The following is a 20459-nucleotide window of genomic DNA, read 5'->3' as shown; positions in this document are numbered from 1 at the left end:
TACTATAATATATATATATGATAGAAGATTTTGAGATTTTTTTTGTTTAAAAAATTATAGTGTTATTTTTGCACCATGAATTTTTCAGATGTTTTTATTATTGTAGCATTGGCTGTTGTTCTCAATACAGCGGTCTATATAATATTTAAAAAGTATTTACACGGTAGAGAGGATGCAGCCCTCAAGTTTCTCACCTTTAATATCCCTAAAGATATTATATGGCTTGTGGTTTCGTTACTGATTATTGACAAAACAAAAGAAAATTTTCTGTTTTTACTTGTATGCTTTATTATAGCGTCATTCCTTATATATTTACCTATAATAAAACTCATTAATAAATCTTGATTTTTTTGATGATAAAAATCAATTTTTAATATTGGTAAAGTTTAATAAAATCGATATATTTGCACACGATTAAAAAAGAGATATGAACAGAAAAATTTCTTCGTTATTTTTCGCATTTTTGTTTGTGTTTATTAGCAGTTTAGCTGCTGCACAGCACGAAACTGAAGGGGAAAAAACAGCTGAAAAAGTAGAGCATAGAGAAGCAAAAGAAGGCTTCAATGCAACTAAAGTGATCATGGAACACATCGGTGATTCAAATGAATGGCATTTATGGACTACAAAAGATGACAGTGGTGAAGAGCATCACGTTTCTATCCCTTTGCCGGTTATTATTAAGGATAACCAAGGGTGGCATACTTTTCTTTCCAGCAGTATTGCTCACGGACATGAACATGATGGGTATACTTTGGAAGAAGGACAGGTAGTTTCTACTAAAGGGATTGAAAAAGCTACTTTATTTGCAATCATCAGTGGAAAACAAAAATCAAACGAAGTGTTTTTTGATCTTTCAGTAACGAAAAACGCAGCTTCAATGTTCTTGTCAGTAATTTTTATGGCGGTAATCTTCATAGGGATGGCAAGAAATTACAAAAAATCACAACTTCCAAAAGGAATTGGAAAATTATTGGAACCAGTGATTGTATTTATCAGAGACGAGGTGGCTATTCCAAACATCGGGTCTGTTAAATATAAAAGATATATGCCTTATTTATTAACTGCATTTTTCTTTATCTGGATTAATAACCTTTTTGGTTTGATTCCGTTCTTTCCTTTCGGAGCGAACCTTACTGGTAATATCGCGATTACTTGTGTGCTGGCGATCATTACATTAATTATTACATTGTTCAGTGCTAATAAAGATTACTGGAAACACATCTTTATGCCGCCGGTTCCAATCTTATTGTACCCAATTATGGTTCCAATCGAGATTATCGGAATCTTTACAAAGCCTTTCGCTTTAATGATGCGACTTTTTGCTAACATCACTGCGGGACACATTATGATCTTGGCGATTATTTCATTGATCTTCATTTTCAAGTCTCCATTGTTAGGATTTGCATCTGTACCATTAGCATTATTCGTTTCTGTATTGGAATTACTAGTTGCTGCACTACAGGCTTATATCTTTACAGTATTATCTGCATTGTTTATCGGTATCGCAGTGGCGGAACATGAGCATGAGCACGGTCATGAAGAACACGCTCACTAATTAATTAAGAAAAAAGAATTTAAAATAATTTTTAACTAAATATTTATTTATTATGGATTTATCAACTGGAACAGGATTAGTTTACGTAGGTATCGGTTTAGCAGTACTAGGTGTAGGTCTAGGTATCGGTAAAATCGGTGGACATGCAATGGATGCTATCGCTAGACAACCAGAACAAGCTGGTAAGATTCAAGGAGCAATGCTTATCGCTGCTGGTCTTATTGAAGGAGCTGGTCTTATCGCGATTATCTTTGGTGCTTTCATCAAGTAATCTATCCTCAAAAAAAACATTCTTAGCAGTTAAGCGGTTGGCTGCTGCTAAGAATTTTAAAAACAATCCATAAATAACACTTAAAAAAAGAATCTACAGATATGGGAATTATTGAACCTGGAATTGGACTTTTGTTTTGGATGACTCTTACATTTGTTATCCTATTGTTTCTTCTAGCTAAATTCGCTTGGAAACCAATTGTTAATGCTGTTAATGAAAGAGAAACATCTATTGTTGATGCATTGAACCAAGCTAAATTGGCGAAAAAAGAGATGGAAGATCTTAAAGCTGACAACGAAAGAATCATTCGTGAGGCTAAAATTGAAAGAGATGCTATCCTTAAAGAAGCTAGAGAAATTAAAGACAGAATCGTAGGTGAAGCTAAAGATGCTGCAAAATCAGAAGGAGACAAATTGATCGAAGCTGCTAAGCAAACTATCAACGCTGAGAAAAATGCTGCAATGGCAGACATCAAAACTCAGATCGGTGCTTTATCTGTAAACATTGCAGAATCTATCTTGAAACAAAAGTTAGATAACAACGAAGCTCAAAACGAATTAGTTCAAAATTATATCAACAAATCTAACCTTAACTAATAATGCTTACATCTAAAGTAGCGAAAAGATACGCACAGGGTTTGCTTGAATTCACTAATGAATCAGGTGAGACAGCTGCTGTATTTTCTGAAATGAAAGATGTAGTGAAGATTATGATTGAATCCAAAGATTTGAACAAATTCTTCCTTACGCCTTACATTGATGCAAAAAAGAAAATAGAGGTAGCAAGTGAAATTTTCAAAGGTTTATCAGTATCTTCTCAGAATTTGATCAAGTTGGTAATCAAGCATGGACGTGAGAACCAATTGAAAAATATCGCTCAGGAATTCATCAAAAAAGTTGAAGATATCAATGGAGTGCAGAGAGTAACGCTTACTACAGCTACTCAGCTTTCAAAAGAAAATATCGATCAGATACTAAGATCTACCAGCCTGGTAAATGCTAATTCAAACTATGATTTGAAAGTAAATATCAACCACGATATCTTAGGTGGATACATCTTAAGAGTAGGTGATCAGCAGGTAGACGCGTCTGTGAAGACAAAACTAAACCAAGTTAAAAAAGATTTTCAATTAAATTAAGAAAAACAACCATACAATGGCAGAAATAAATCCGGCAGAAGTATCTGCGATCTTAAAACAGCAATTGGCCAACTTCGATACTCAATCAAACGTTGAGGAAGTAGGTACAGTTTTAACCATCGGTGATGGTATTGCTCGTGTATACGGGTTAGAAAACGTACAATACGGAGAGTTGGTGAAATTTTCTAGTGATGTAGAAGGTATTGTACTTAACCTTGAAGAAGACAACGTAGGTGTTGCTTTACTAGGTGAAAGTAAATTAGTAAAAGAAGGGGATACAGTAAGAAGAACAAACAGAATCTCTTCTATCAAAGTAGGAGAAGGTATGTTAGGAAGAGTAGTAGATACTCTTGGTAACCCTATTGATGGTAAAGGTCCTATTTCAGGGGAATTATATGAAATGCCGTTAGAAAGAAAAGCTCCCGGAGTTATCTTCAGACAACCGGTAACTGAGCCTTTACAGTCAGGTATCGTTGCGATTGACTCTATGATCCCTGTAGGAAGAGGACAGAGAGAGCTTATCATTGGTGACAGACAGACAGGTAAAACTACTGTTGCTATCGATACGATCATCAACCAAAAAGAATTCTTTGAAGCTGGGAAACCAGTATATTGTATATATGTTGCTATCGGGCAGAAAGCGTCTACTGTAGCACAAATCGTTAAAACTCTTTCTGATAAAGGAGCTTTAGCATATACTGTAATCGTTGCGGCTAACGCATCAGACCCAGTTCCTATGCAGGTATATTCTGCAATGGCAGGAGCTGCTATTGGAGAGTTCTTCAGAGACACAGGTAGACCAGCATTGATCGTTTATGATGATTTATCTAAACAAGCTGTTGCTTACCGTGAGCTTTCCCTACTATTAAGAAGACCACCGGGCCGTGAAGCTTACCCTGGAGACGTTTTCTACCTTCACTCAAGACTATTGGAAAGAGCTGCAAAAGTGATTGCTGATGATAATATTGCTCGTCAGATGAATGACTTACCAGAATCTCTTAAGCCAATCGTTAAAGGTGGTGGTTCATTAACTGCCCTTCCGATTATCGAAACTCAGGCAGGTGACGTCTCTGCATATATCCCTACAAACGTAATCTCTATTACAGACGGACAGATCTTCTTGGAGTCTGATCTATTCAACTCAGGGGTTCGTCCTGCGATTAACGTAGGTATCTCTGTATCAAGAGTAGGAGGGAATGCTCAGATCAAGTCAATGAAAAAAGTATCTGGTACACTTAAGTTAGACCAGGCTCAATATAAAGAATTAGAAGCGTTTGCTAAGTTCGGTTCAGATCTGGATGCTTCTACTTTAGCAGTAATCTCTAAAGGAGAAAGAAACGTGGAGCTTCTTAAGCAGCCAGTTAACTCTCCACTTCCGGTAGATAGCCAGGTTGCTATGATCTATGCTGGTACTGAGAACCTATTGAGAAACGTTCCATTGAACAAAATTAAAGAATTCCAACACGAATATATCGAGTTCCTAAGATCTAAGCACCCTGATACAATGGCTGCAATTAAATCTGGAAAAATCGATAACGATATTACAGGTGTTCTTAAGCAGGCAGCTAACGATTTAGCTTCTAAATACAACTAAAATTAGTTGATGGTTGTTGGTTGATAGTTGACAGAATTTTCTAAAACTAGCAACCAACAGCCGACAACCAACAACTAACCCAATATGGCAAACTTAAAAGAAATACGAGGCAGAATTACGTCAATTTCATCTACGATGCAGATTACTCGTGCTATGAAAATGGTTTCCGCTGCGAAACTGAAGAAAGCACAAGACGCAATCGTAATGCTAAGACCTTATTCTGAAAAATTACAGGAGCTAATCCAGAATGTAAATTCTAGCTCAGATCCTGATCAGATTTCTGTATATGCTCAGAAAAGAGAGGTTAAAAGAGTACTTTTCATCGCTGTTACTTCAAACAGGGGTCTTGCGGGTGCTTTTAACTCTTCTATCGTAAAAGAGCTTAACCTTCAGTTTCAGAACAAATCTCAGTACGAGGTTGAAGTTCTTCCTGTAGGTAAAAAAGTATATGATGCTGTAAGAAGAAGTCATACAGTATATACTAATGGAAGTTTCGTTTATGATAATCTGAACTTTGATGCAGTAGCTAATATTGCTGAAGGGGTGATGACAAGTTTCAGAGAAGGTAAGTTTGACGAAGTATATGTTATTTATAACAAATTCGTTAACGCTGCGAGTCAGGTAGTAACTACAGAGCAGCTTCTTCCTATCTCAATGCCTGAAACTACTGAGCCACAGGTTGAAACAGATTATATCTTCGAACCGAACAGAGCAGAGATCTTGGATAACTTGATTCCTAAGTCTATTAAAACTCAGGTTTTCAAATCAATCTTAGACTCAGTAGCATCTGAACACGGAGCGAGAATGACTGCTATGCACAAAGCTACAGACAATGCAGAGGCTATGAGAAATGATCTGAAGATTTTCTACAACAAAGCAAGACAGGCTGCAATTACAAACGAAATCTTAGAGATCGTTTCAGGAGCAGAAGCTTTGAAAAATTCTTAAAGAATTATTTTAACATACTATTACAAGCATCGATACTATCGATGCTTTTTTTGTTGTATAAGAAGTTAAAAACGGCCATTTGGTGATCAAAAACTCCCTTTTTACAGCGAAATTGAAGTACGGGTCCAATGATTTTTTTTATTTCAAAATAGCCATATGTGGGCGCTTCATTTTTATCTTACAAAAATTCCCGTACCGAAATACCTTATCCCGGATTCAGGTTATTTATATTTTGCATATCTTTGTACCTAATAAAATTATACAACTTCTAAATGGACTCGGACATAGTCAGGCTTTTGCTGGCCTTATTTCTTGTTTTACTAAATGGCTTTTTCGTAGCCGCAGAATTTTCAATTGTTAAAGTTCGTTACTCACAAATCCAACTAAAAGCCGCAGAAGGCGATTCGATGGCTAAACAGGCAGAACACATTATCAAACATCTTGATGAATATCTTTCTGCTACACAATTAGGAATTACATTGGCATCCCTTGCCCTTGGTTGGGTAGGAGAGAGCGCCCTGCATCATGTGGTAGAAAGTATCTTCCACTCTTTAAATATAGATTTAACACAAACCACAATTACCACTGTTTCAGTGGTGACCAGTTTTGTATTGATTACCATTATGCATATTGTATTTGGTGAACTTATTCCAAAATCAATTGCGATCAGAAAATCAGAAGCCACTACAATGGCTACTGCAGTTCCGTTGAGGGTTTTCTATACAATATTCAAACCGTTTATCTGGTTGATGAACTCAATGTCCAATGGCTTTTTAAGACTTATAAAAATCCATCCGGCTTCGGAACAGGAAATTCACTCTACAGAAGAGCTTCAGCTTTTGGTAAAGCAGAGTGCAGACAGCGGAGAGATTGAAGAAGAGAACTATGAGATCATTAAAAATGCATTTGATTTTACAGATCACTCTGCCAAGCAGATCATGGTTCCAAGACAGAATATTACTTCTATCGACTTTGAAGAGGATATCAATGATATTATCAACAAGATCATGGACAGCGGGTATTCCCGTATTCCGGTGTATCTGGACTCAATAGACAACGTAATCGGGATTTTCTATACCAAAGAGATCATCCGTGAATTTGTCAAAAGAAAAGGAGATCTTGATCATGAAGACCTTAAAGATCTGATGCGTGATGCATTTTTTGTGGTAGAAAGTAAAAAAGTTTCAGACTTATTAAAAACATTCCAGCAGAAAAAGCAGCATTTGGCGATTGTAATTGATGAATTTGGAGGAACTGAAGGTATTATTACATTAGAAGATATTCTGGAGGAACTGGTAGGTGAAATTCAGGATGAAGAAGATGAAGAAGAAAAGATCGTTGATAAAATTGCAGATAATACCTATTGGGTTCAGGCAACCCAGCCTCTGGATGAGATCAATGAACATTTACCTAAAAAACTGCCTCTTTCCGAGGAAAGCGAGTACAATTCATTGGCAGGATTCATCCTATATGAGCTAGAAGAAATTCCTGAGGAAAATCAGGAGTTTGACCTTGATAACTATCATTTCAAAATTCTGAAAATGAATAATAAGAGTGTAGAGCTTGTTGAATTGATCTATCAGGAACCCAATGCTATTGACAACTTAGCAGATAAAATTGGAGAAGTTTAAAACAATCAGAATGAGTTTTTATAATACAATAAGAGATTACGAAAATCCAAAGCGCCAGTATGAAGAAGAAGTAATGGTACTGGATGATACGGATGATGTCTATAAACTGGTGCTTCATAATGATGATATTCATACATTCGATTATGTAATTGATTGTCTGATCGAAATATGCAAGCATACAATGGAACAGGCCGAGCAGTGCACAATGCTCGTACATTATAAAGGCAAATGCACCGTAAAAACAGGATCAATAGATGTATTGAAGCCTATGCATGAAAAATTAATTTCAAGGGAATTAACAAGCGAAATTATATAAAATAAAATCCGGCAATCAATTTGCCGGATTTTTTATTGAAAAATGAGGCAAATAGGCAGTGATTGTACTGTAAATTTCTCAAACATTTAACTTTTCCCTCAATAATCCCTGAATGTCCTAATCTCTTAATTTTTCAAATTATATTCTTACATTGCCATATTTTATCTAAAATAGTATATTTGTACCAACTATAAAGAAACAAAAAAGAATGCTTGTAATAGGAATTGCCGGTGGTACAGGATCTGGCAAAACTACAGTTGTTGATAAAATACTTCAACAGCTTGATATTGAAGGAATGAATATCCTTTCTCAGGATAATTATTATCATGACAATCAGAATCTGACACTGACAGAAAGAGAGGCTTTAAATTATGACCATCCGAAGTCCATCGATTTTGAATTACTGATAAAACATGTTAAAGCTTTAAAAAACAATGAGCCCATTGAGCAACCAATTTACAGCTTTGTAACACATTCCCGAACAGGAGATCATGTCACTGTAGAACCTAAAAATGTATTGGTAGTAGAGGGAATTCTTGTCCTTACCAACAAAGAATTGCTGAAAGAATTCGATCTTAAGGTTTTTGTTCATGCTGATTCAGATGAAAGGCTGATCAGGCGTATCCGAAGAGATACTCAGGAAAGAGGAAGAGATCTGAGTGAGGTACTGCACCGTTATCAGACTACCCTGAAGCCTATGCACCAGGAATTCATCGAGCCGTCTAAAAATGATGCCGATCTTATTATTCCTAATATGAAACAGAATTCCGTAGCGATTGATTTTTTAACTACTGTTATTAAAAACTCGTTGAGAAAACATTAAAAAAATGGAAGAAAACAAACTTATCAAAGACATTCAGCCGAAATCTGAAACATTCAAAACTATCCAGAGATATTTTTTGAATAAGTATACCATTACGATCTGCATGTTTTTGGTATGGATGGTTTTCTTCGACAAAACCTCATTTCTTGTAATTAACGAACTGAATGGCGAGATTCATAAGAATGAAGAGCAATTGGAGTATTATAAAAAAGAATACGAAAAAAATGATGCTTTTTATAAAAAACTGATGAACAACAAGTCAGAGAAAGAAAAATATGCAAGAGAAAATTATTTTATGAAAAAGCCGAATGAAGAAATCTTTATTCTGGTAGTAGACAGTACAAAAGTCGCTAAAAAATAAAATAATGCAATAAAAACCTCAATAGTGAATAGTCAGAGATACTATTCACTTAATCAGGTAAAATTGACCATCGATAACTCACTCCATTAAACAAAACTAATGTCAAATACAGATATACTTCCAAACTGGGAAAAACTAGTAAAAAAGCAGCTTAAAACAGAGGATATTTATCCCGTTCTGGAAAAAGCAAACCTTGAGGGAATAGAGGTAAAGCCTTTTTACACAGATGTTCAGAAGCCTTTGGTAAATCTGCCAAGAATTGAAGAAAGTACCCATTTGGTAGCTTGCTACCACGAAAGTCTGGAAGATGAAGTATTTGCATTTCTTTTGGATCAGAATGTTGAAAATCTGACCGTGAAAACTCTTTTTATCAATAATAAAGATCTGGCAGGGCATATCAGTCCTACAGAAGAAGATCAGTATTTCTCTCTCATTGATGTTTTTAACGAGAAGGAGGGAAGCATTGATGACCAGCTGGCAAAAGAATTATTGTCAAAAGAATTCAAAAGAAACATTTGTGTTGATATTTCCTTACATCAGAATGCCGGAGCTGCTATTTATCAGCAGCTGGGGATTGCCCTGGCAAAAACTAAAGAGCTGATAGAGGCATATGGTGCAGAAATAATCAATAAACTGATCTTCAGAATCGCTGTTGGAGGTAACTATTTCTTTGAAATGGCAAAGTTGAGAGCTTTTAAAATAGTTTTCAATCAGCTTTCAAAAGAATACGGTATGGATGAAGTTCCCTACATTTTTGCAGAAACATCTTTTAGAAATAAAGCCGTTTCGGATAGTGAAAACAACCTGATCCGTTCTACATTAGAGCTTGCTTCCGCAATGATTGGTGGAGCAGATGCCGTTTTTACCAATAACTACCTTGTTGACAGGAGTACAGATAATTCAAAAGAAATTTCTTTCAAGCAACAGATTGTCTTAGCTTATGAGAGTATCATCAATGTATTTGAAGATGCTTCTAATGGGAGTTACTACATTGAAGATATTACCCGTCAGATTGCAGACAAGTCATGGGCTTTATTTGTTGAAATGGAAGAAGCAGGAGGCTATCTTGAGCTTTTAAAGCAGGGCGTTATTCAGAAGAAAATTTATGATCACGCTATTGAAGAACAACAATGGATCGAAGAGGGGAAAATAAAGCTGATTGGCGTTAATTTATACCCCAAATTGGAGGTTAAAAAGTCAATAGCAGACCTATACAGCGAAAAAGAAATAAAAGCGGTTCGTTGGGCTGAAATGTTTGAATAAAAACATTCTTTACATCATGAAAAAGTCTTCTAATTCTCCTATTATAGTTTTTCGCAAGCTGAGAAAGATCTTGATAAGAGGGCAAATCAATCTTACTTAGGCAAAATGGTATAATATCAGCACATCTGATTATATTTTTTATCAGAGATAATTTTGATAAGTGATCATTTTCTGTAAAGATTTTGTGTAAATTTATAAAAACACAAAATACAAATGTTATGAAAGAAAATGAGATAAGTTTTTTTATCAGGAAGTCTATTTTTTCTGTTTATAATGAACTAGGACCGGGGCTTTTGGAGAAGGTTTACGAAAAAGTTTTGGCTTACGAACTTAAGAATAACGGATTAAAAGTGAATACTCAGGTGCCAATGAAGATTACATTTAGAGATACTATTATTGACTCTAGCTTTGTCGCTGATATAATTGTTGAAGATAAAGTGATCATAGAAATAAAAGCGGTAACAGAAATAGCAAATGTTCATCACCAGCAATTATTAACCTATCTAAAGTTAACAGGATTGAAACTAGGGATTCTGGTTAACTTTAATACTGATTATATTAGTAAAAGTATTTTTCGGAAAGTAAGAGGAGATTTGGACTGATTTTTTTTATTAACCACAGATTACGCAGATTTTCACAGATGATTGCGCATATTTTTTAAAATAATCAGAAGAAAAAGATATCAATGTCTCGTACCTGCATTAAAATACATAAAAAAATAAAACCTCAACATCTGTGAAAATCCGTGTCATCTGCGGTTAAAAAATAGATATCCTAATTCACATATCTTATTACAGAGAGCTTTAGAATAAGAAGAAACAAAAAGTATAGTTGCACCGTAGTAATACATAAAAAAATAAAACCTCAACATCTGTGAAAATCCGTGTCATCTGCGGTTAAAAAATAGATATCCTAATTCGCATATATTATTACACAAAACTTTAGAATAACAAGAAACAAAAAGTATGGTTGCACCGTATTAATACATAAACAAATAAAATATAAACATCTGTGAAAATCCGTGTCATCTGCGGTTAAAAAATAGATATCCTAATTCACATATATAATTACACAAAACTTTAGAATAATAAGAAACAAAAAGTATAATTGCACTGTAGTAATACATAAACAAATAAAACCTAAACATCTGTGAAAATCCGTGTCATCTGCGGTTAAAAAATAGATATCCTAATTCACATATCTTATTACAAAGAGCTTTAGAATAAGAAGAAATTAAAAGTATAGTTGCACCGTAGTAATACATAAAAAAATAAAATATAAACATCTGTGAAAATCCATCTCATCTGTGGTTAAAATATTAAACAAAGAAGTTCAAAATTACATCAATGCAAATCTGAATGCAGATTTACACACACTGCTACTGAAAAAATCCCCATTTCCAGAGGTTTCTATGCAGGAAATAGTACAACAGATCAAAGGAAAGCAGGTTGCAGAAAGAAAATTCCCTTTTTTGCTGAAAGAAGGCATTCTTTTCCCTCCACAGCTTAGCCTCGAGCAGTCGTCCTCTGAAAAAACAGCCCTTTATAAATCAGAAATTTTAAAAGGTAAAAAATTCATTGATCTTACAAGTGGTTTCGGTATTGATGCTTATTATCTGTCTCAGGATTTTAAGGATATTACTTTAATAGAGCAGAATGCGGAACTTTTAAAGATTGTAGAGCATAACTGGAATGTTTTGAGCAGGAATGCCCGATTTATCAACCGAAAGCTGGAAGACTTTTTAAATGAAAATCAGGAGCATTTTGATGTCGTTTATCTTGATCCGGCCAGAAGAGACCAGAATAAAAACAAAGTTTTCCTTTTGGAGGACTTATCTCCAAATATTCTTGAAATCCGGGAAAAATTACTTTCAATTTCAAATCAGGTCGTAATTAAGCTATCTCCATTGATTGATATGAAATACCTGGTTTCTGCTTTGCCTCAAATCTTCAGGATTGATATTGTTGCTTTAAAAAATGATGTAAAAGAGATTGTCATCTTCTTATCCGATGAAAATAAAAAAGAAATTATTTGCAATTGTGTGAATCTTGAAAGTGGGGAACCTGCCTTTACTTTTGTTTTTGGAGAAGAAGAAAATGCAGTATCTGAGTATGATGAACCTGAAAAATTCATTTATATCCCCAATAATTCCATTTTAAAAGCAGGAATCTTTAATTTGATTTCAGCAAAATTCGGATTGAAAAAGCTTCATCCTAATACCCATATTTATACCAGCGGAGAAAGAATAACAAATTTCCCAGGAAGGATTTTAGAAATGGAATCTATTGATTCAAAAGGTGTTAAAAAGAAAGAACAGTATAATATTATTTCAAAAAATCACCCCTTAAAACCCGAAGATATTAAAAAGAAATATGGGTTGAAAGATGGTGGTGAGAAGTATCTTATTTTTACACAATCTAAAAAAGGAAAAATAATTTTAAAATCAGTATAAAAATGTTGCCGAAAAAAGTAGGTTTTCTTAATTTTGGGCAATCAAAAATGTAAGCATGAAATCGCTCGCTGTTTAGATACTTAAAATAAGCTAAAATAGTGCGGTTCCATATAACCTTAAAAAAAATAAATTTTACATATGAAAAAATTAGTTATATGTTTAGCGATTGCAACGGTAGCGGTAAGCTGTAAAAAGGTACCGAACGGAGGAAACAGAGGTACTTTGAAACTGGAAGAAGGAGTAGAAAGATATTCTGACGATCCTCAGGGAGGAGAAGCTCATGGACATGAGGCTGCTGCTGATCATAAAGAAGAGGCTGTAAAGTCTGAAGCTGCGGCTCCTAAAACAGACAGTGCTGTTGCTGCAAAGCCTGTTGAAACAGCAGAAAAAGCTCCAAAAGCTGAACACTAATTATAAGTATACAATATACAATTGCCCTGTTTCTATGCAGGGCATTTTTTATTAATAAAAATGACAGAAGGCTGAATTACCGGGAAATAAGCAATTTATTGGAAAATCCTGCGTTTTTGCTTGGTCCAGCGAAGCATTTTTTTTAATTTTAACAAAATAAAATTTTACAATGCAAGAGACATTAAATTACATCAACGAAAACAAACAGCGTTTCGTGGATGAATTATTTGAGTTATTGAGAATCCCTTCTATTTCTGCAGATCCGGCATATAAAGATGATGTATTGAAGTGTGCAGACGTATGTGCAGAATACCTTAGAAATGCTGGAGCTGATAATGTTGAAGTATGTGCAACAAAAGGGTATCCTATCGTTTTCGGAGAAAAAATTATAGATAAAAACCTGCCAACGGTATTGGTATACGGACATTATGACGTTCAGCCTGCAGATCCACTGGAGCTTTGGAGAAAACCTCCTTTTGAGCCTTATATTGAGAAAACTGAACTTCATCCCGAGGGCGCTGTTTTTGCAAGAGGGTCAGCAGATGATAAAGGACAGTTCTTTATGCACCTGAAGGCTTTCGAAGCAATGATGAGAACCAATGCACTTCCTTGTAATGTTAAATTTATTCTGGAAGGAGAAGAAGAAGTAGGATCAGTAAGCCTGGGAGACTTTGTAAATGAAAACAAAGAAAAACTGGCTTGTGACTGTATTCTGATCTCTGATACCCATATCTACAGCAATGAGCAGCCAACCGTTACTACAGGGTTAAGAGGATTAAGCTATGTGGAAGTAGAAGTGGAAGGACCAAATAGGGACTTGCATTCAGGACTTTACGGAGGTGCCGTTCCGAATCCTATTCATGTACTTTCAAGAATGATTGCTAACCTGATTGACGAAGATGGTCATATCACTATTGATGGATTCTATGATAATGTGGAGATTGTATCTGATTCTGACAGAACAGAAATGAATAAATTGAAGGATAACCCTGAAGAATTCAAAAAATCAATAGGCTTAAGCGATGTAGAAGGTGAAAAAGGATATACAACACTGGAAAGAGCTTCCATTCGTCCTACTTTAGACTGTAATGGTATTTGGGGAGGGTATACAGGAGAAGGAGCTAAAACAGTTATCCCTTCAAAAGCTTTTGCAAAAATTTCAATGCGTTTGGTTCCTTATCAGACTCCTGAAGAAATTACAGAAAAATTCACCAGATATTTCGAAAAAATAGCTCCGGATACTGTAAAAGTTAAAGTAACTCCTCACCATGGAGGAATGCCTTACGTTCTGCAAAGTGATACAAAGGAATTCTTAGCAGCTAAGCAGGCTATGGAAACCGCATTTGGTAAAGAAGTTTTACCATACAGAAGTGGAGGAAGTATTCCAATTACATCGATGTTTGAGAAGGTTTTAGGAGCTAAATCGGTATTGATGGGCTTCGGATTGGATTCCGACGCGATCCACTCTCCAAACGAACATTATGGATTGTTTAATTTCTATAAAGGGATTGAAAGTATTCCATTGTTTTTTGAAAATTATTCAAAATAAGAATTAAACTTATAAAATTAGTAAGGCGCTTCTATCAGGAGGCGCCTTTACTTTTTTATAAGTGTCTGATTTTAACAAATTATCTTGAGGAAAAGTGTCCTTATATGCTGTATTTCAGATTGTATAGATATTAATTATAGTGAGTTTTAAGTTGAGTTAATTAAAAATAAAACGTTTATTGTTGTTTATTTAATATTATATCTCACTTTTGATGGAATTTTTTATTATTTTTATTGTAAAACTTAATTTACCATGAAAAAACACTACTCATTTGTATTGATCTTATTTTCAATACTTTCTTTTGCACAGCAGATCATTTCTTTTGAAGATGCTGAAGGCTTTTCACCAATAGACGTAAACGGACAGGTGAATTGGATAAGCACTCCTACAGGTGGAATACCTGCCAATGTCACCAATCAGGTGATCAGTACAGATAATGCCAGTGATGGAATTCGTTCCCTGAAGATCGTCAAAGAATCTACCTATGGAACGCAGACTGATCCCATAATAGGAGGTTTTTATAATTTACAGACCCCTATTTCCTTTGCTGATTTTTCTATTTCTTTTGAAATTAATATGTCACAGCGTAACGGTTCCGTTTTTGGATTTCAGGCAGTAGACAGTACAGAAGAACAGTTTGCAGTAAGAGTGGATTTTGATAAGACGGGTGTGGTGAAAATTCTGGATATGATCTCAGGAACACAAACTCTTATTTCTCTTTCCGAAATCTGGACACAGAACATCTGGTATAAATGCAGGATAGTGGGAACTGCCACAGATATTAAATATTATCTTAATAACACTTTGATTTACACAGGTTCCGCTGCTGCAGTAGATATCAGTCAGCTTCGTTTTGTGCATAATAATGCATTGGGGAGTGCTTATATTGATAATATTGTGATCACCAACGGAGTCGTACTGGGGGTCAATGACCTTAAAACCAATACTAAACTGGTATCATTATATCCGAATCCGGCATCCGACTTTATAAAAATTAATTCTCAGAATAAAATCAAGAATGTAATGGTTTATGATCTTAATGGAAGAAGAATTGATGTTAAACGATATGGAGATGAAATAGATGTAAGAAATTTGTCTGCTGGAGAATATTTACTTACTATAGAAACTGATGGAAGAAGCAGTACCGAAAAATTCATAAAAAAATAATACCTGATAAATCTTAGGATATATAAAACGCTTCAATTGGAGCGTTTTTGTTATTTTAGAGAATTAAAATTTTGGATTCTATGTCAGAGAATAAAACAGCGTATATAACAGGAGGAACCAAAGGTATTGGTTTCGGGATTGCTAAAATTTTACTTGAAAATGGAATCTCGGTTGCATTTTCAGGAAGAAAGAGAGAAGATGTCATGCAGGCTGAAGAAGAGCTTAAGCAATATTCAGAAAATGTACTGGGAATTGTTTCGGATGTAAGAAGTCTTGAAAGCGAGCAGGAGGCCGTGAAATACATTCTGGAAAAGTTCGGAAGGCTGGATTATGTAATAGCCAATGCTGGATTGGGGATTTTTAAACCTGTAGATGAGCTGACGGCCGAAGAATGGAATGATATGATAGAAACAAATCTTACAGGCGTTTTTTATACCTTAAAAGCATCCGTAGAAGCGCTGAAAAAGACAGAAGGGTACTATATTACCATTTCCAGTCTGGCAGGAGCCAATTTCTTTGAAAACGGAACCGGCTACAACGCTTCAAAATTTGGTGTAGTAGGTTTTACTCAGGCTGCCATGATTGATCTGAGAAAATATAATATCAAATCTACGGTTATTATGCCGGGATCAGTAGCCACTCATTTTAACGGAAATATTCCTTCAGAAAAAGATAATTGGAAGATTCAGCCGGAAGATATGGGGAATCTTATATTGGATGTTCTGAAGATGAATGCAAGGGTTTTGCCAAGTAAAATAGAGTTTAGGGCAACAAGGCCAGGCAAGTAAGTACATCTAATGTATTGAATAATAATTTAATAAGTATTATGCATGCATAATATATTTTTTATCTATATTAGCAAAAATTAATTCAAACAAAATCTCTGCATAAACTGTCATGATTTTATGCATAAAAGAGAAAAAATAAAATAGTACACATGAAAATATTAGTTTGTATTAGTAGTGTTCCGGATACTACTTCCAAAATTAACTTTACAGCAGACAAATCTGCTTTCGACAAAAACGGAATTCAGTGGGTAATCAACCCTCTAGACGAATTTGCGCTGACAAAAGCGATTAAACTTCAGGAATCTCAGGGAGCGGCCGTAACAGTAATCAACGTAGGAGATGCTGCTACAGAACCTGTAATCAGAAAAGCTTTAGCAATCGGTGCCAATGATGCCGTAAGAGTAAACCTGGATCCGCAGGATAGCTATTCTACAGCAAAAGAAATTGCTGCAGTGGCTCAAAACGGAGGATATGACCTTATCCTTTGCGGTAAAGAATCAATTGATTATAACGGAGGATCTGTTCCCGGAATGGTAGCTCAGTTATTGAATCTGCCTTTCGTAAACGCATCAGTAGGATTAGACGTAAGCGGAAGCGAAGCAACTGCAGTAAGAGAAATTGAAGGGGGAAAAGAAACTATTTCTGTAAAATTACCGGCAATTATTGCAGGTCAGAAAGGATTAGTAGACGAAAAAGACCTTATCATACCGAATATGAGAGGGATTATGTCTGCAAGAACAAAGCCATTGCAAGTGGTAGAGCCAACTTCTTTAGAAGTAAAAGTTCAGGGAGTATCTTATGACAGCGTTCCGGCGAGAGCTGCTGTGAAAATGGTTTCTCCTGACAATCTGGACGAATTGGTAAGATTACTTCACGAAGAAGCTAAGGTAATCTAATCTTAATCCTTTAATTTTTAATCTTTAAATTTAAGAAAATGGCAGTATTCGTATACGCAGAAAATATAAACGGAGTTTACAAGAAAGCAGCTTTTGAAGCAGTTTCTTACGCTAAAGCTATTGCAGATAAAGCGGGAGATACCGTTACAGCGATCTCTGTAAACCCAACAGATTCTTCAGATTTATTATACAAATATGGAGCATCAAACGTTATCAATATCAAAGACGAAGGTCTTAAGAGCTTTTCAGCAAAAGCATTCGCACAGGCTGTAAGTGAAGTAGCAGACGGAAGCATTATCGTTTTCCCTCACACTACAGATGCTTCTTCAATTGCTCCAATGCTTGCAATCATGAAGAACTATTCTTTACTGACCAATGCATTGGAAGCTCCTGAAAGCCTTTCTCCGTTCCAGTTGAAGAGAAGAGCATTCTCAGGAAAAGGTTTCATGCATGCAAAAGCTGAAGGAAACGGTGTGATCGTTACTGTTTCTCAAAATGCTTTCGGAGTAAAAGAAAACGCAGTATCAGGTTCAGAAGAAGTGAAAAACCTTTCAGTAGCGAATGAAGATACTAAAGTGATTTCTCATGAGCAAAGTTCAGGTAAATTGGATCTTAAAGAAGCTGAAATCGTTGTTTCTGCAGGTAGAGGGATGAAAGGTCCTGAAAACTGGGGAATGATCGAAGACCTTGCCAACGTGTTAGGAGCGGCTACAGCTTGCTCTAAGCCTGTTTCTGATATCGGATGGAGACCTCACACAGAGCACGTAGGACAAACAGGGAAAGCTATTGCACCCAATCTTTACATCGCTGTAGGGATTTCAGGAGCCATTCAGCACCTTGCCGGAGTAAACTCTTCAAAAACTATCGTAGTAATCAATAGCGACCCTGAAGCACCGTTCTTCAAGTCTGCTGATTATGGAGTAGTAGGAGACGCTTTCCAGATTATTCCTGCACTTACAGAGAAAATCAAAGCAATAAAAGGATAAAAAAAGAATTGGCAATAGTCAATATGTTTTACTCATCGATTCTTTAATAAATAATAAAAGAATTCACCTGTATCACAAAATTAACTATTGACGATTGATAATCATACATAATGTACTAAAAGCTCGGCTTTCCGGGCTTTTATTTTTGTGTAAAAAAGTAAAATCACAATAAAAAATTAATCTATATTTGTAGCTATGGATTATAAGCAGCTAATTATTCGCGGAATATCGTACAGCCAGACTCAATCAGGGGCGTACGCACTATTATTGGAGCATGAAGAAACACACATAAAATTACCTGTTGTTATAGGAAATTTCGAAGCTCAGTCTATTTCTCTTGGACTGGAGAAAGATATTCATCCACCGCGTCCTCTTACCCATGACTTATTCACAAAATTTATAGTTTCTGCCAATTACGAATTGGTATCTGTCATTATTTATCAGATTGTAGACGGAGTATTCTTTTCAAATATCAACTTTAAAAATAAGGTGACAGAAGAAGAATTAATCCTTGATGCAAGAACTTCAGATGCCGTTGCGATGGCTGTAAGATTTGATGCACCTATCTTTACTACACAGCAGGTTCTGAACGAAGCCGGTATCCTGTTGGAACTGGAAGATGTTTCAAAAGAAGATCAGCCTTTCTCGGAAACCGTACAGGCAGAAGATAACTTAAAATCTCTTTCTATGGAAGAACTTCAGAAGTTGCTGGATGACGCCGTTAAAGAAGAAGATTATGATACCGCCCTTGAAATTCAGGAAGAAATCAAGAGGAGGAAAAAGAACATTGATTAAAGAGATACTTTTTATATAAACTATGAATTTAAAATTACGACTGACCATCCTCAGTTTTCTCCAGTTTTTTGTTTGGGGAGCATGGCTGATTACGATGGCTAACTTCTGGTTTGGCACAAAACATTGGGATGGAACTCAGTTTGGAGCTGTTTTCGGAACAATGGGAATTGCTTCCATTTTTATGCCTACCATTACTGGAATTATTGCAGACCGTTGGATAAACGCGGAGCGTATGTTCTCAGTATTACACATCCTTTATGGGGCTATGCTTTTCATATTGCCGCACTCTACAGATCCGAATTCATTCTTTTCGGTAATGCTTGTTGCGATGTGCTTTTATATGCCAACTATTGCACTGGCCAATTCAATTTCCTACACTATCCTTAAAAATAATAATATGGATGTAGTGAAGGATTTTCCACCCATTCGTGTATGGGGAACCATTGGTTTTATTGTTGCCATGTGGATCACCAACCTTACTGGAAATAAAGCCACGGAAGGACAGTTTTATATTGGTGGAGTAGTCGCTATATTTCTAGGAATATACGCTCTTACATTACCAAAATGTCCGCCACAAAAACTGATCAATAAAGAAGCTCCGTTATCCGAGCAGCTGGGCTTAGATGCACTTAAGCTTTTTGGAAACTATAAAACGGCATTGTTCTTTATGTTTTCTATGCTTTTGGGAGCTGCACTTCAGCTGACGAATGCATATGGAGATGTTTTTTTAAGTGAGTTTGCTCATTTTCCAAAATATGCGGACTCATTTGTAGTCCAGAGGTCTACTATCATTATGTCAATTTCTCAGGTTTCAGAAACATTATTTATTTTGGCAATTCCTTTCTTCCTGAAGAAATTCGGAATCAAAAAAGTAATGCTGATGTCTATGCTGGCGTGGGTTTTAAGATTTGGATTCTTTGCTTATGGTGTGCCGGATGGGTTCGGGCTTTCACTGATTATTCTTTCCTGTATCGTATACGGAATGGCATTTGATTTCTTCAATATTTCAGGTTCTCTTTTCGTAGAAACCACTACAGATAAGAAGATGCGTTCTTCAGCACAGGGGCTGTTTATGATGATGACGAATGGATTTGGGGCTCTTTTTGGAAGTTCTATTGCAGGATGGGCTATTGATAAGTTTTTCACGCATAAGTTTACAACAGCTTCAGATTTATCTGCTTATCTGGAAACAACACCTGATAATCCTACTTTCCTTGAAATTCTAAAAAATAGTTTCAACGCAGCGATCAATTCAGACGGAACTCTTTCTTCTGTTGTTATGGTAAAAGACTGGCAGCAGATATGGCTTTCTTTTGCAATATACGCTTTAGTACTTGCGATATTCTTTGCAATATTATTCAAGCACAAACATAATCCGGAAGACGTTTCATCAGTGAAACATTAATTTTAATGAACGATTATTTAAAATATTAAATTGCATTTTTGAAAAAAAATGCAATTTTTTTGTTTTAAGCTAACTTTTGCGCAAGATAATATAAGAGAATGTGAAGTCAG

At 35.6% G+C, this 20459-nt stretch carries 21 protein-coding genes; all 21 read left to right on the top strand.

The window, feature by feature from the left end; genetic code table 11:
- The first annotated feature begins 427 nt into the window (after window positions 1-427).
- The 21 genes from atpB to AC27VX_RS05075 all read left to right on the top strand — a co-directional run bounded on the left by atpB (window position 428) and on the right by AC27VX_RS05075 (window position 20349).
- Window positions 428-1555, top strand: a complete 1128-nt coding sequence (gene atpB, locus AC27VX_RS05175; protein WP_236854538.1) for a F0F1 ATP synthase subunit A — start codon at window positions 428-430, stop codon at window positions 1553-1555.
- Window positions 1556-1607: 52 nt separating this feature from the next.
- Window positions 1608-1826 (top strand): ATP synthase F0 subunit C, encoded by a 219-nt coding sequence (locus AC27VX_RS05170; RefSeq protein ID WP_034681712.1) that lies wholly within the window; start codon window positions 1608-1610, stop codon window positions 1824-1826.
- Between the two features lie 101 nt (window positions 1827-1927).
- Window positions 1928-2422, top strand: coding sequence for a F0F1 ATP synthase subunit B (locus AC27VX_RS05165; RefSeq protein ID WP_236854537.1), 495 nt, complete (start codon window positions 1928-1930; stop codon window positions 2420-2422).
- Between the two features lie 2 nt (window positions 2423-2424).
- Window positions 2425-2964, top strand: a complete 540-nt coding sequence (gene atpH, locus AC27VX_RS05160; protein ID WP_236854536.1) for an ATP synthase F1 subunit delta — start codon at window positions 2425-2427, stop codon at window positions 2962-2964.
- Window positions 2965-2980: 16 nt separating this feature from the next.
- The gene (gene atpA, locus AC27VX_RS05155; RefSeq protein WP_236854535.1) at window positions 2981-4558 is read left to right on the top strand and encodes a F0F1 ATP synthase subunit alpha; all 1578 of its coding nucleotides are present in this window, start codon (window positions 2981-2983) and stop codon (window positions 4556-4558) included.
- An 84-nt stretch (window positions 4559-4642) separates the two neighbouring features.
- On the top strand, window positions 4643-5506 hold the full coding sequence (atpG, locus tag AC27VX_RS05150; RefSeq protein WP_236854534.1) for an ATP synthase F1 subunit gamma: 864 nt from the start codon (window positions 4643-4645) through the stop codon (window positions 5504-5506).
- 272 nt (window positions 5507-5778) lie between these two features.
- Window positions 5779-7137 carry a hemolysin family protein gene (locus AC27VX_RS05145; RefSeq protein ID WP_236854533.1) on the top strand — a complete coding sequence of 453 codons (1359 nt, stop codon included), beginning with the start codon at window positions 5779-5781 and terminating at the stop codon, window positions 7135-7137.
- A 10-nt stretch (window positions 7138-7147) separates the two neighbouring features.
- Complete coding sequence (locus AC27VX_RS05140; RefSeq protein ID WP_236854532.1) at window positions 7148-7453, top strand: ATP-dependent Clp protease adaptor ClpS; 306 nt, start codon at window positions 7148-7150, stop codon at window positions 7451-7453.
- Between the two features lie 208 nt (window positions 7454-7661).
- Window positions 7662-8276 carry a uridine kinase gene (udk, locus tag AC27VX_RS05135; RefSeq protein ID WP_109617533.1) on the top strand — a complete coding sequence of 205 codons (615 nt, stop codon included), beginning with the start codon at window positions 7662-7664 and terminating at the stop codon, window positions 8274-8276.
- A gap of 4 nt (window positions 8277-8280) precedes the next feature.
- Complete coding sequence (locus AC27VX_RS05130; RefSeq protein ID WP_300690569.1) at window positions 8281-8637, top strand: FtsB family cell division protein; 357 nt, start codon at window positions 8281-8283, stop codon at window positions 8635-8637.
- 99 nt (window positions 8638-8736) lie between these two features.
- Window positions 8737-9900 carry a methylmalonyl-CoA mutase family protein gene (locus AC27VX_RS05125; protein ID WP_488694202.1) on the top strand — a complete coding sequence of 388 codons (1164 nt, stop codon included), beginning with the start codon at window positions 8737-8739 and terminating at the stop codon, window positions 9898-9900.
- Window positions 9901-10118: 218 nt separating this feature from the next.
- A complete protein-coding gene (locus AC27VX_RS05120) occupies window positions 10119-10502 on the top strand; it encodes a GxxExxY protein (RefSeq protein WP_236854529.1) in 384 nt (127 codons plus the stop codon).
- Window positions 10503-11206: 704 nt separating this feature from the next.
- On the top strand, window positions 11207-12352 hold the full coding sequence (locus tag AC27VX_RS05115) for a THUMP-like domain-containing protein (protein WP_488694200.1): 1146 nt from the start codon (window positions 11207-11209) through the stop codon (window positions 12350-12352).
- Between the two features lie 138 nt (window positions 12353-12490).
- On the top strand, window positions 12491-12763 hold the full coding sequence (locus AC27VX_RS05110; protein ID WP_236854527.1) for a hypothetical protein: 273 nt from the start codon (window positions 12491-12493) through the stop codon (window positions 12761-12763).
- A gap of 169 nt (window positions 12764-12932) precedes the next feature.
- On the top strand, window positions 12933-14312 hold the full coding sequence (locus AC27VX_RS05105) for a dipeptidase (protein ID WP_236854526.1): 1380 nt from the start codon (window positions 12933-12935) through the stop codon (window positions 14310-14312).
- Between the two features lie 252 nt (window positions 14313-14564).
- Window positions 14565-15479: a T9SS type A sorting domain-containing protein gene (locus AC27VX_RS05100; RefSeq protein WP_488694197.1), complete on the top strand. Its 915-nt coding sequence runs from the start codon at window positions 14565-14567 to the stop codon at window positions 15477-15479.
- Between the two features lie 80 nt (window positions 15480-15559).
- Entirely contained in the window at window positions 15560-16267 is a 708-nt protein-coding gene (locus AC27VX_RS05095) for an SDR family oxidoreductase (RefSeq protein ID WP_236854524.1), read from the top strand.
- A 149-nt stretch (window positions 16268-16416) separates the two neighbouring features.
- Window positions 16417-17163 carry an electron transfer flavoprotein subunit beta/FixA family protein gene (locus tag AC27VX_RS05090; RefSeq protein WP_236854523.1) on the top strand — a complete coding sequence of 249 codons (747 nt, stop codon included), beginning with the start codon at window positions 16417-16419 and terminating at the stop codon, window positions 17161-17163.
- 38 nt (window positions 17164-17201) lie between these two features.
- Complete coding sequence (locus tag AC27VX_RS05085; protein ID WP_236854522.1) at window positions 17202-18149, top strand: electron transfer flavoprotein subunit alpha/FixB family protein; 948 nt, start codon at window positions 17202-17204, stop codon at window positions 18147-18149.
- Window positions 18150-18344: 195 nt separating this feature from the next.
- Window positions 18345-18944: a bifunctional nuclease family protein gene (locus tag AC27VX_RS05080; RefSeq protein WP_236854521.1), complete on the top strand. Its 600-nt coding sequence runs from the start codon at window positions 18345-18347 to the stop codon at window positions 18942-18944.
- A gap of 22 nt (window positions 18945-18966) precedes the next feature.
- Complete coding sequence (locus AC27VX_RS05075) at window positions 18967-20349, top strand: nucleoside permease (protein WP_236854520.1); 1383 nt, start codon at window positions 18967-18969, stop codon at window positions 20347-20349.
- The last annotated feature ends 110 nt before the right edge of the window (window positions 20350-20459 follow it).

The organism is Chryseobacterium sp. 14P4.3.2 (assembly GCF_057799275.1).
This window is presented reverse-complemented; position numbering and strand designations above follow the sequence as displayed.

Excerpts from the sequence above, each read along its gene's own strand:
- atpG (WP_236854534.1), top strand. The coding sequence starts at position 4,643 with ATGGCAAACTTAAAAGAAATACGAGGCAGAATTACGTCAATTTCATCT.
- AC27VX_RS05140 (WP_236854532.1), top strand. The coding sequence starts at position 7,148 with ATGAGTTTTTATAATACAATAAGAGATTACGAAAATCCAAAGCGCCAG.
- AC27VX_RS05120 (WP_236854529.1), top strand. The coding sequence starts at position 10,119 with ATGAAAGAAAATGAGATAAGTTTTTTTATCAGGAAGTCTATTTTTTCT.
- AC27VX_RS05145 (WP_236854533.1), top strand. The coding sequence starts at position 5,779 with ATGGACTCGGACATAGTCAGGCTTTTGCTGGCCTTATTTCTTGTTTTA.
- AC27VX_RS05170 (WP_034681712.1), top strand. The coding sequence starts at position 1,608 with ATGGATTTATCAACTGGAACAGGATTAGTTTACGTAGGTATCGGTTTA.
- AC27VX_RS05095 (WP_236854524.1), top strand. The coding sequence starts at position 15,560 with ATGTCAGAGAATAAAACAGCGTATATAACAGGAGGAACCAAAGGTATT.
- AC27VX_RS05110 (WP_236854527.1), top strand. The coding sequence starts at position 12,491 with ATGAAAAAATTAGTTATATGTTTAGCGATTGCAACGGTAGCGGTAAGC.
- atpH (WP_236854536.1), top strand. The coding sequence starts at position 2,425 with ATGCTTACATCTAAAGTAGCGAAAAGATACGCACAGGGTTTGCTTGAA.
- AC27VX_RS05080 (WP_236854521.1), top strand. The coding sequence starts at position 18,345 with ATGGATTATAAGCAGCTAATTATTCGCGGAATATCGTACAGCCAGACT.
- AC27VX_RS05105 (WP_236854526.1), top strand. The coding sequence starts at position 12,933 with ATGCAAGAGACATTAAATTACATCAACGAAAACAAACAGCGTTTCGTG.
- AC27VX_RS05165 (WP_236854537.1), top strand. The coding sequence starts at position 1,928 with ATGGGAATTATTGAACCTGGAATTGGACTTTTGTTTTGGATGACTCTT.
- AC27VX_RS05085 (WP_236854522.1), top strand. The coding sequence starts at position 17,202 with ATGGCAGTATTCGTATACGCAGAAAATATAAACGGAGTTTACAAGAAA.
- atpA (WP_236854535.1), top strand. The coding sequence starts at position 2,981 with ATGGCAGAAATAAATCCGGCAGAAGTATCTGCGATCTTAAAACAGCAA.
- AC27VX_RS05090 (WP_236854523.1), top strand. The coding sequence starts at position 16,417 with ATGAAAATATTAGTTTGTATTAGTAGTGTTCCGGATACTACTTCCAAA.
- atpB (WP_236854538.1), top strand. The coding sequence starts at position 428 with ATGAACAGAAAAATTTCTTCGTTATTTTTCGCATTTTTGTTTGTGTTT.
- udk (WP_109617533.1), top strand. The coding sequence starts at position 7,662 with ATGCTTGTAATAGGAATTGCCGGTGGTACAGGATCTGGCAAAACTACA.
- AC27VX_RS05100 (WP_488694197.1), top strand. The coding sequence starts at position 14,565 with ATGAAAAAACACTACTCATTTGTATTGATCTTATTTTCAATACTTTCT.
- AC27VX_RS05125 (WP_488694202.1), top strand. The coding sequence starts at position 8,737 with ATGTCAAATACAGATATACTTCCAAACTGGGAAAAACTAGTAAAAAAG.
- AC27VX_RS05075 (WP_236854520.1), top strand. The coding sequence starts at position 18,967 with ATGAATTTAAAATTACGACTGACCATCCTCAGTTTTCTCCAGTTTTTT.
- AC27VX_RS05130 (WP_300690569.1), top strand. The coding sequence starts at position 8,281 with ATGGAAGAAAACAAACTTATCAAAGACATTCAGCCGAAATCTGAAACA.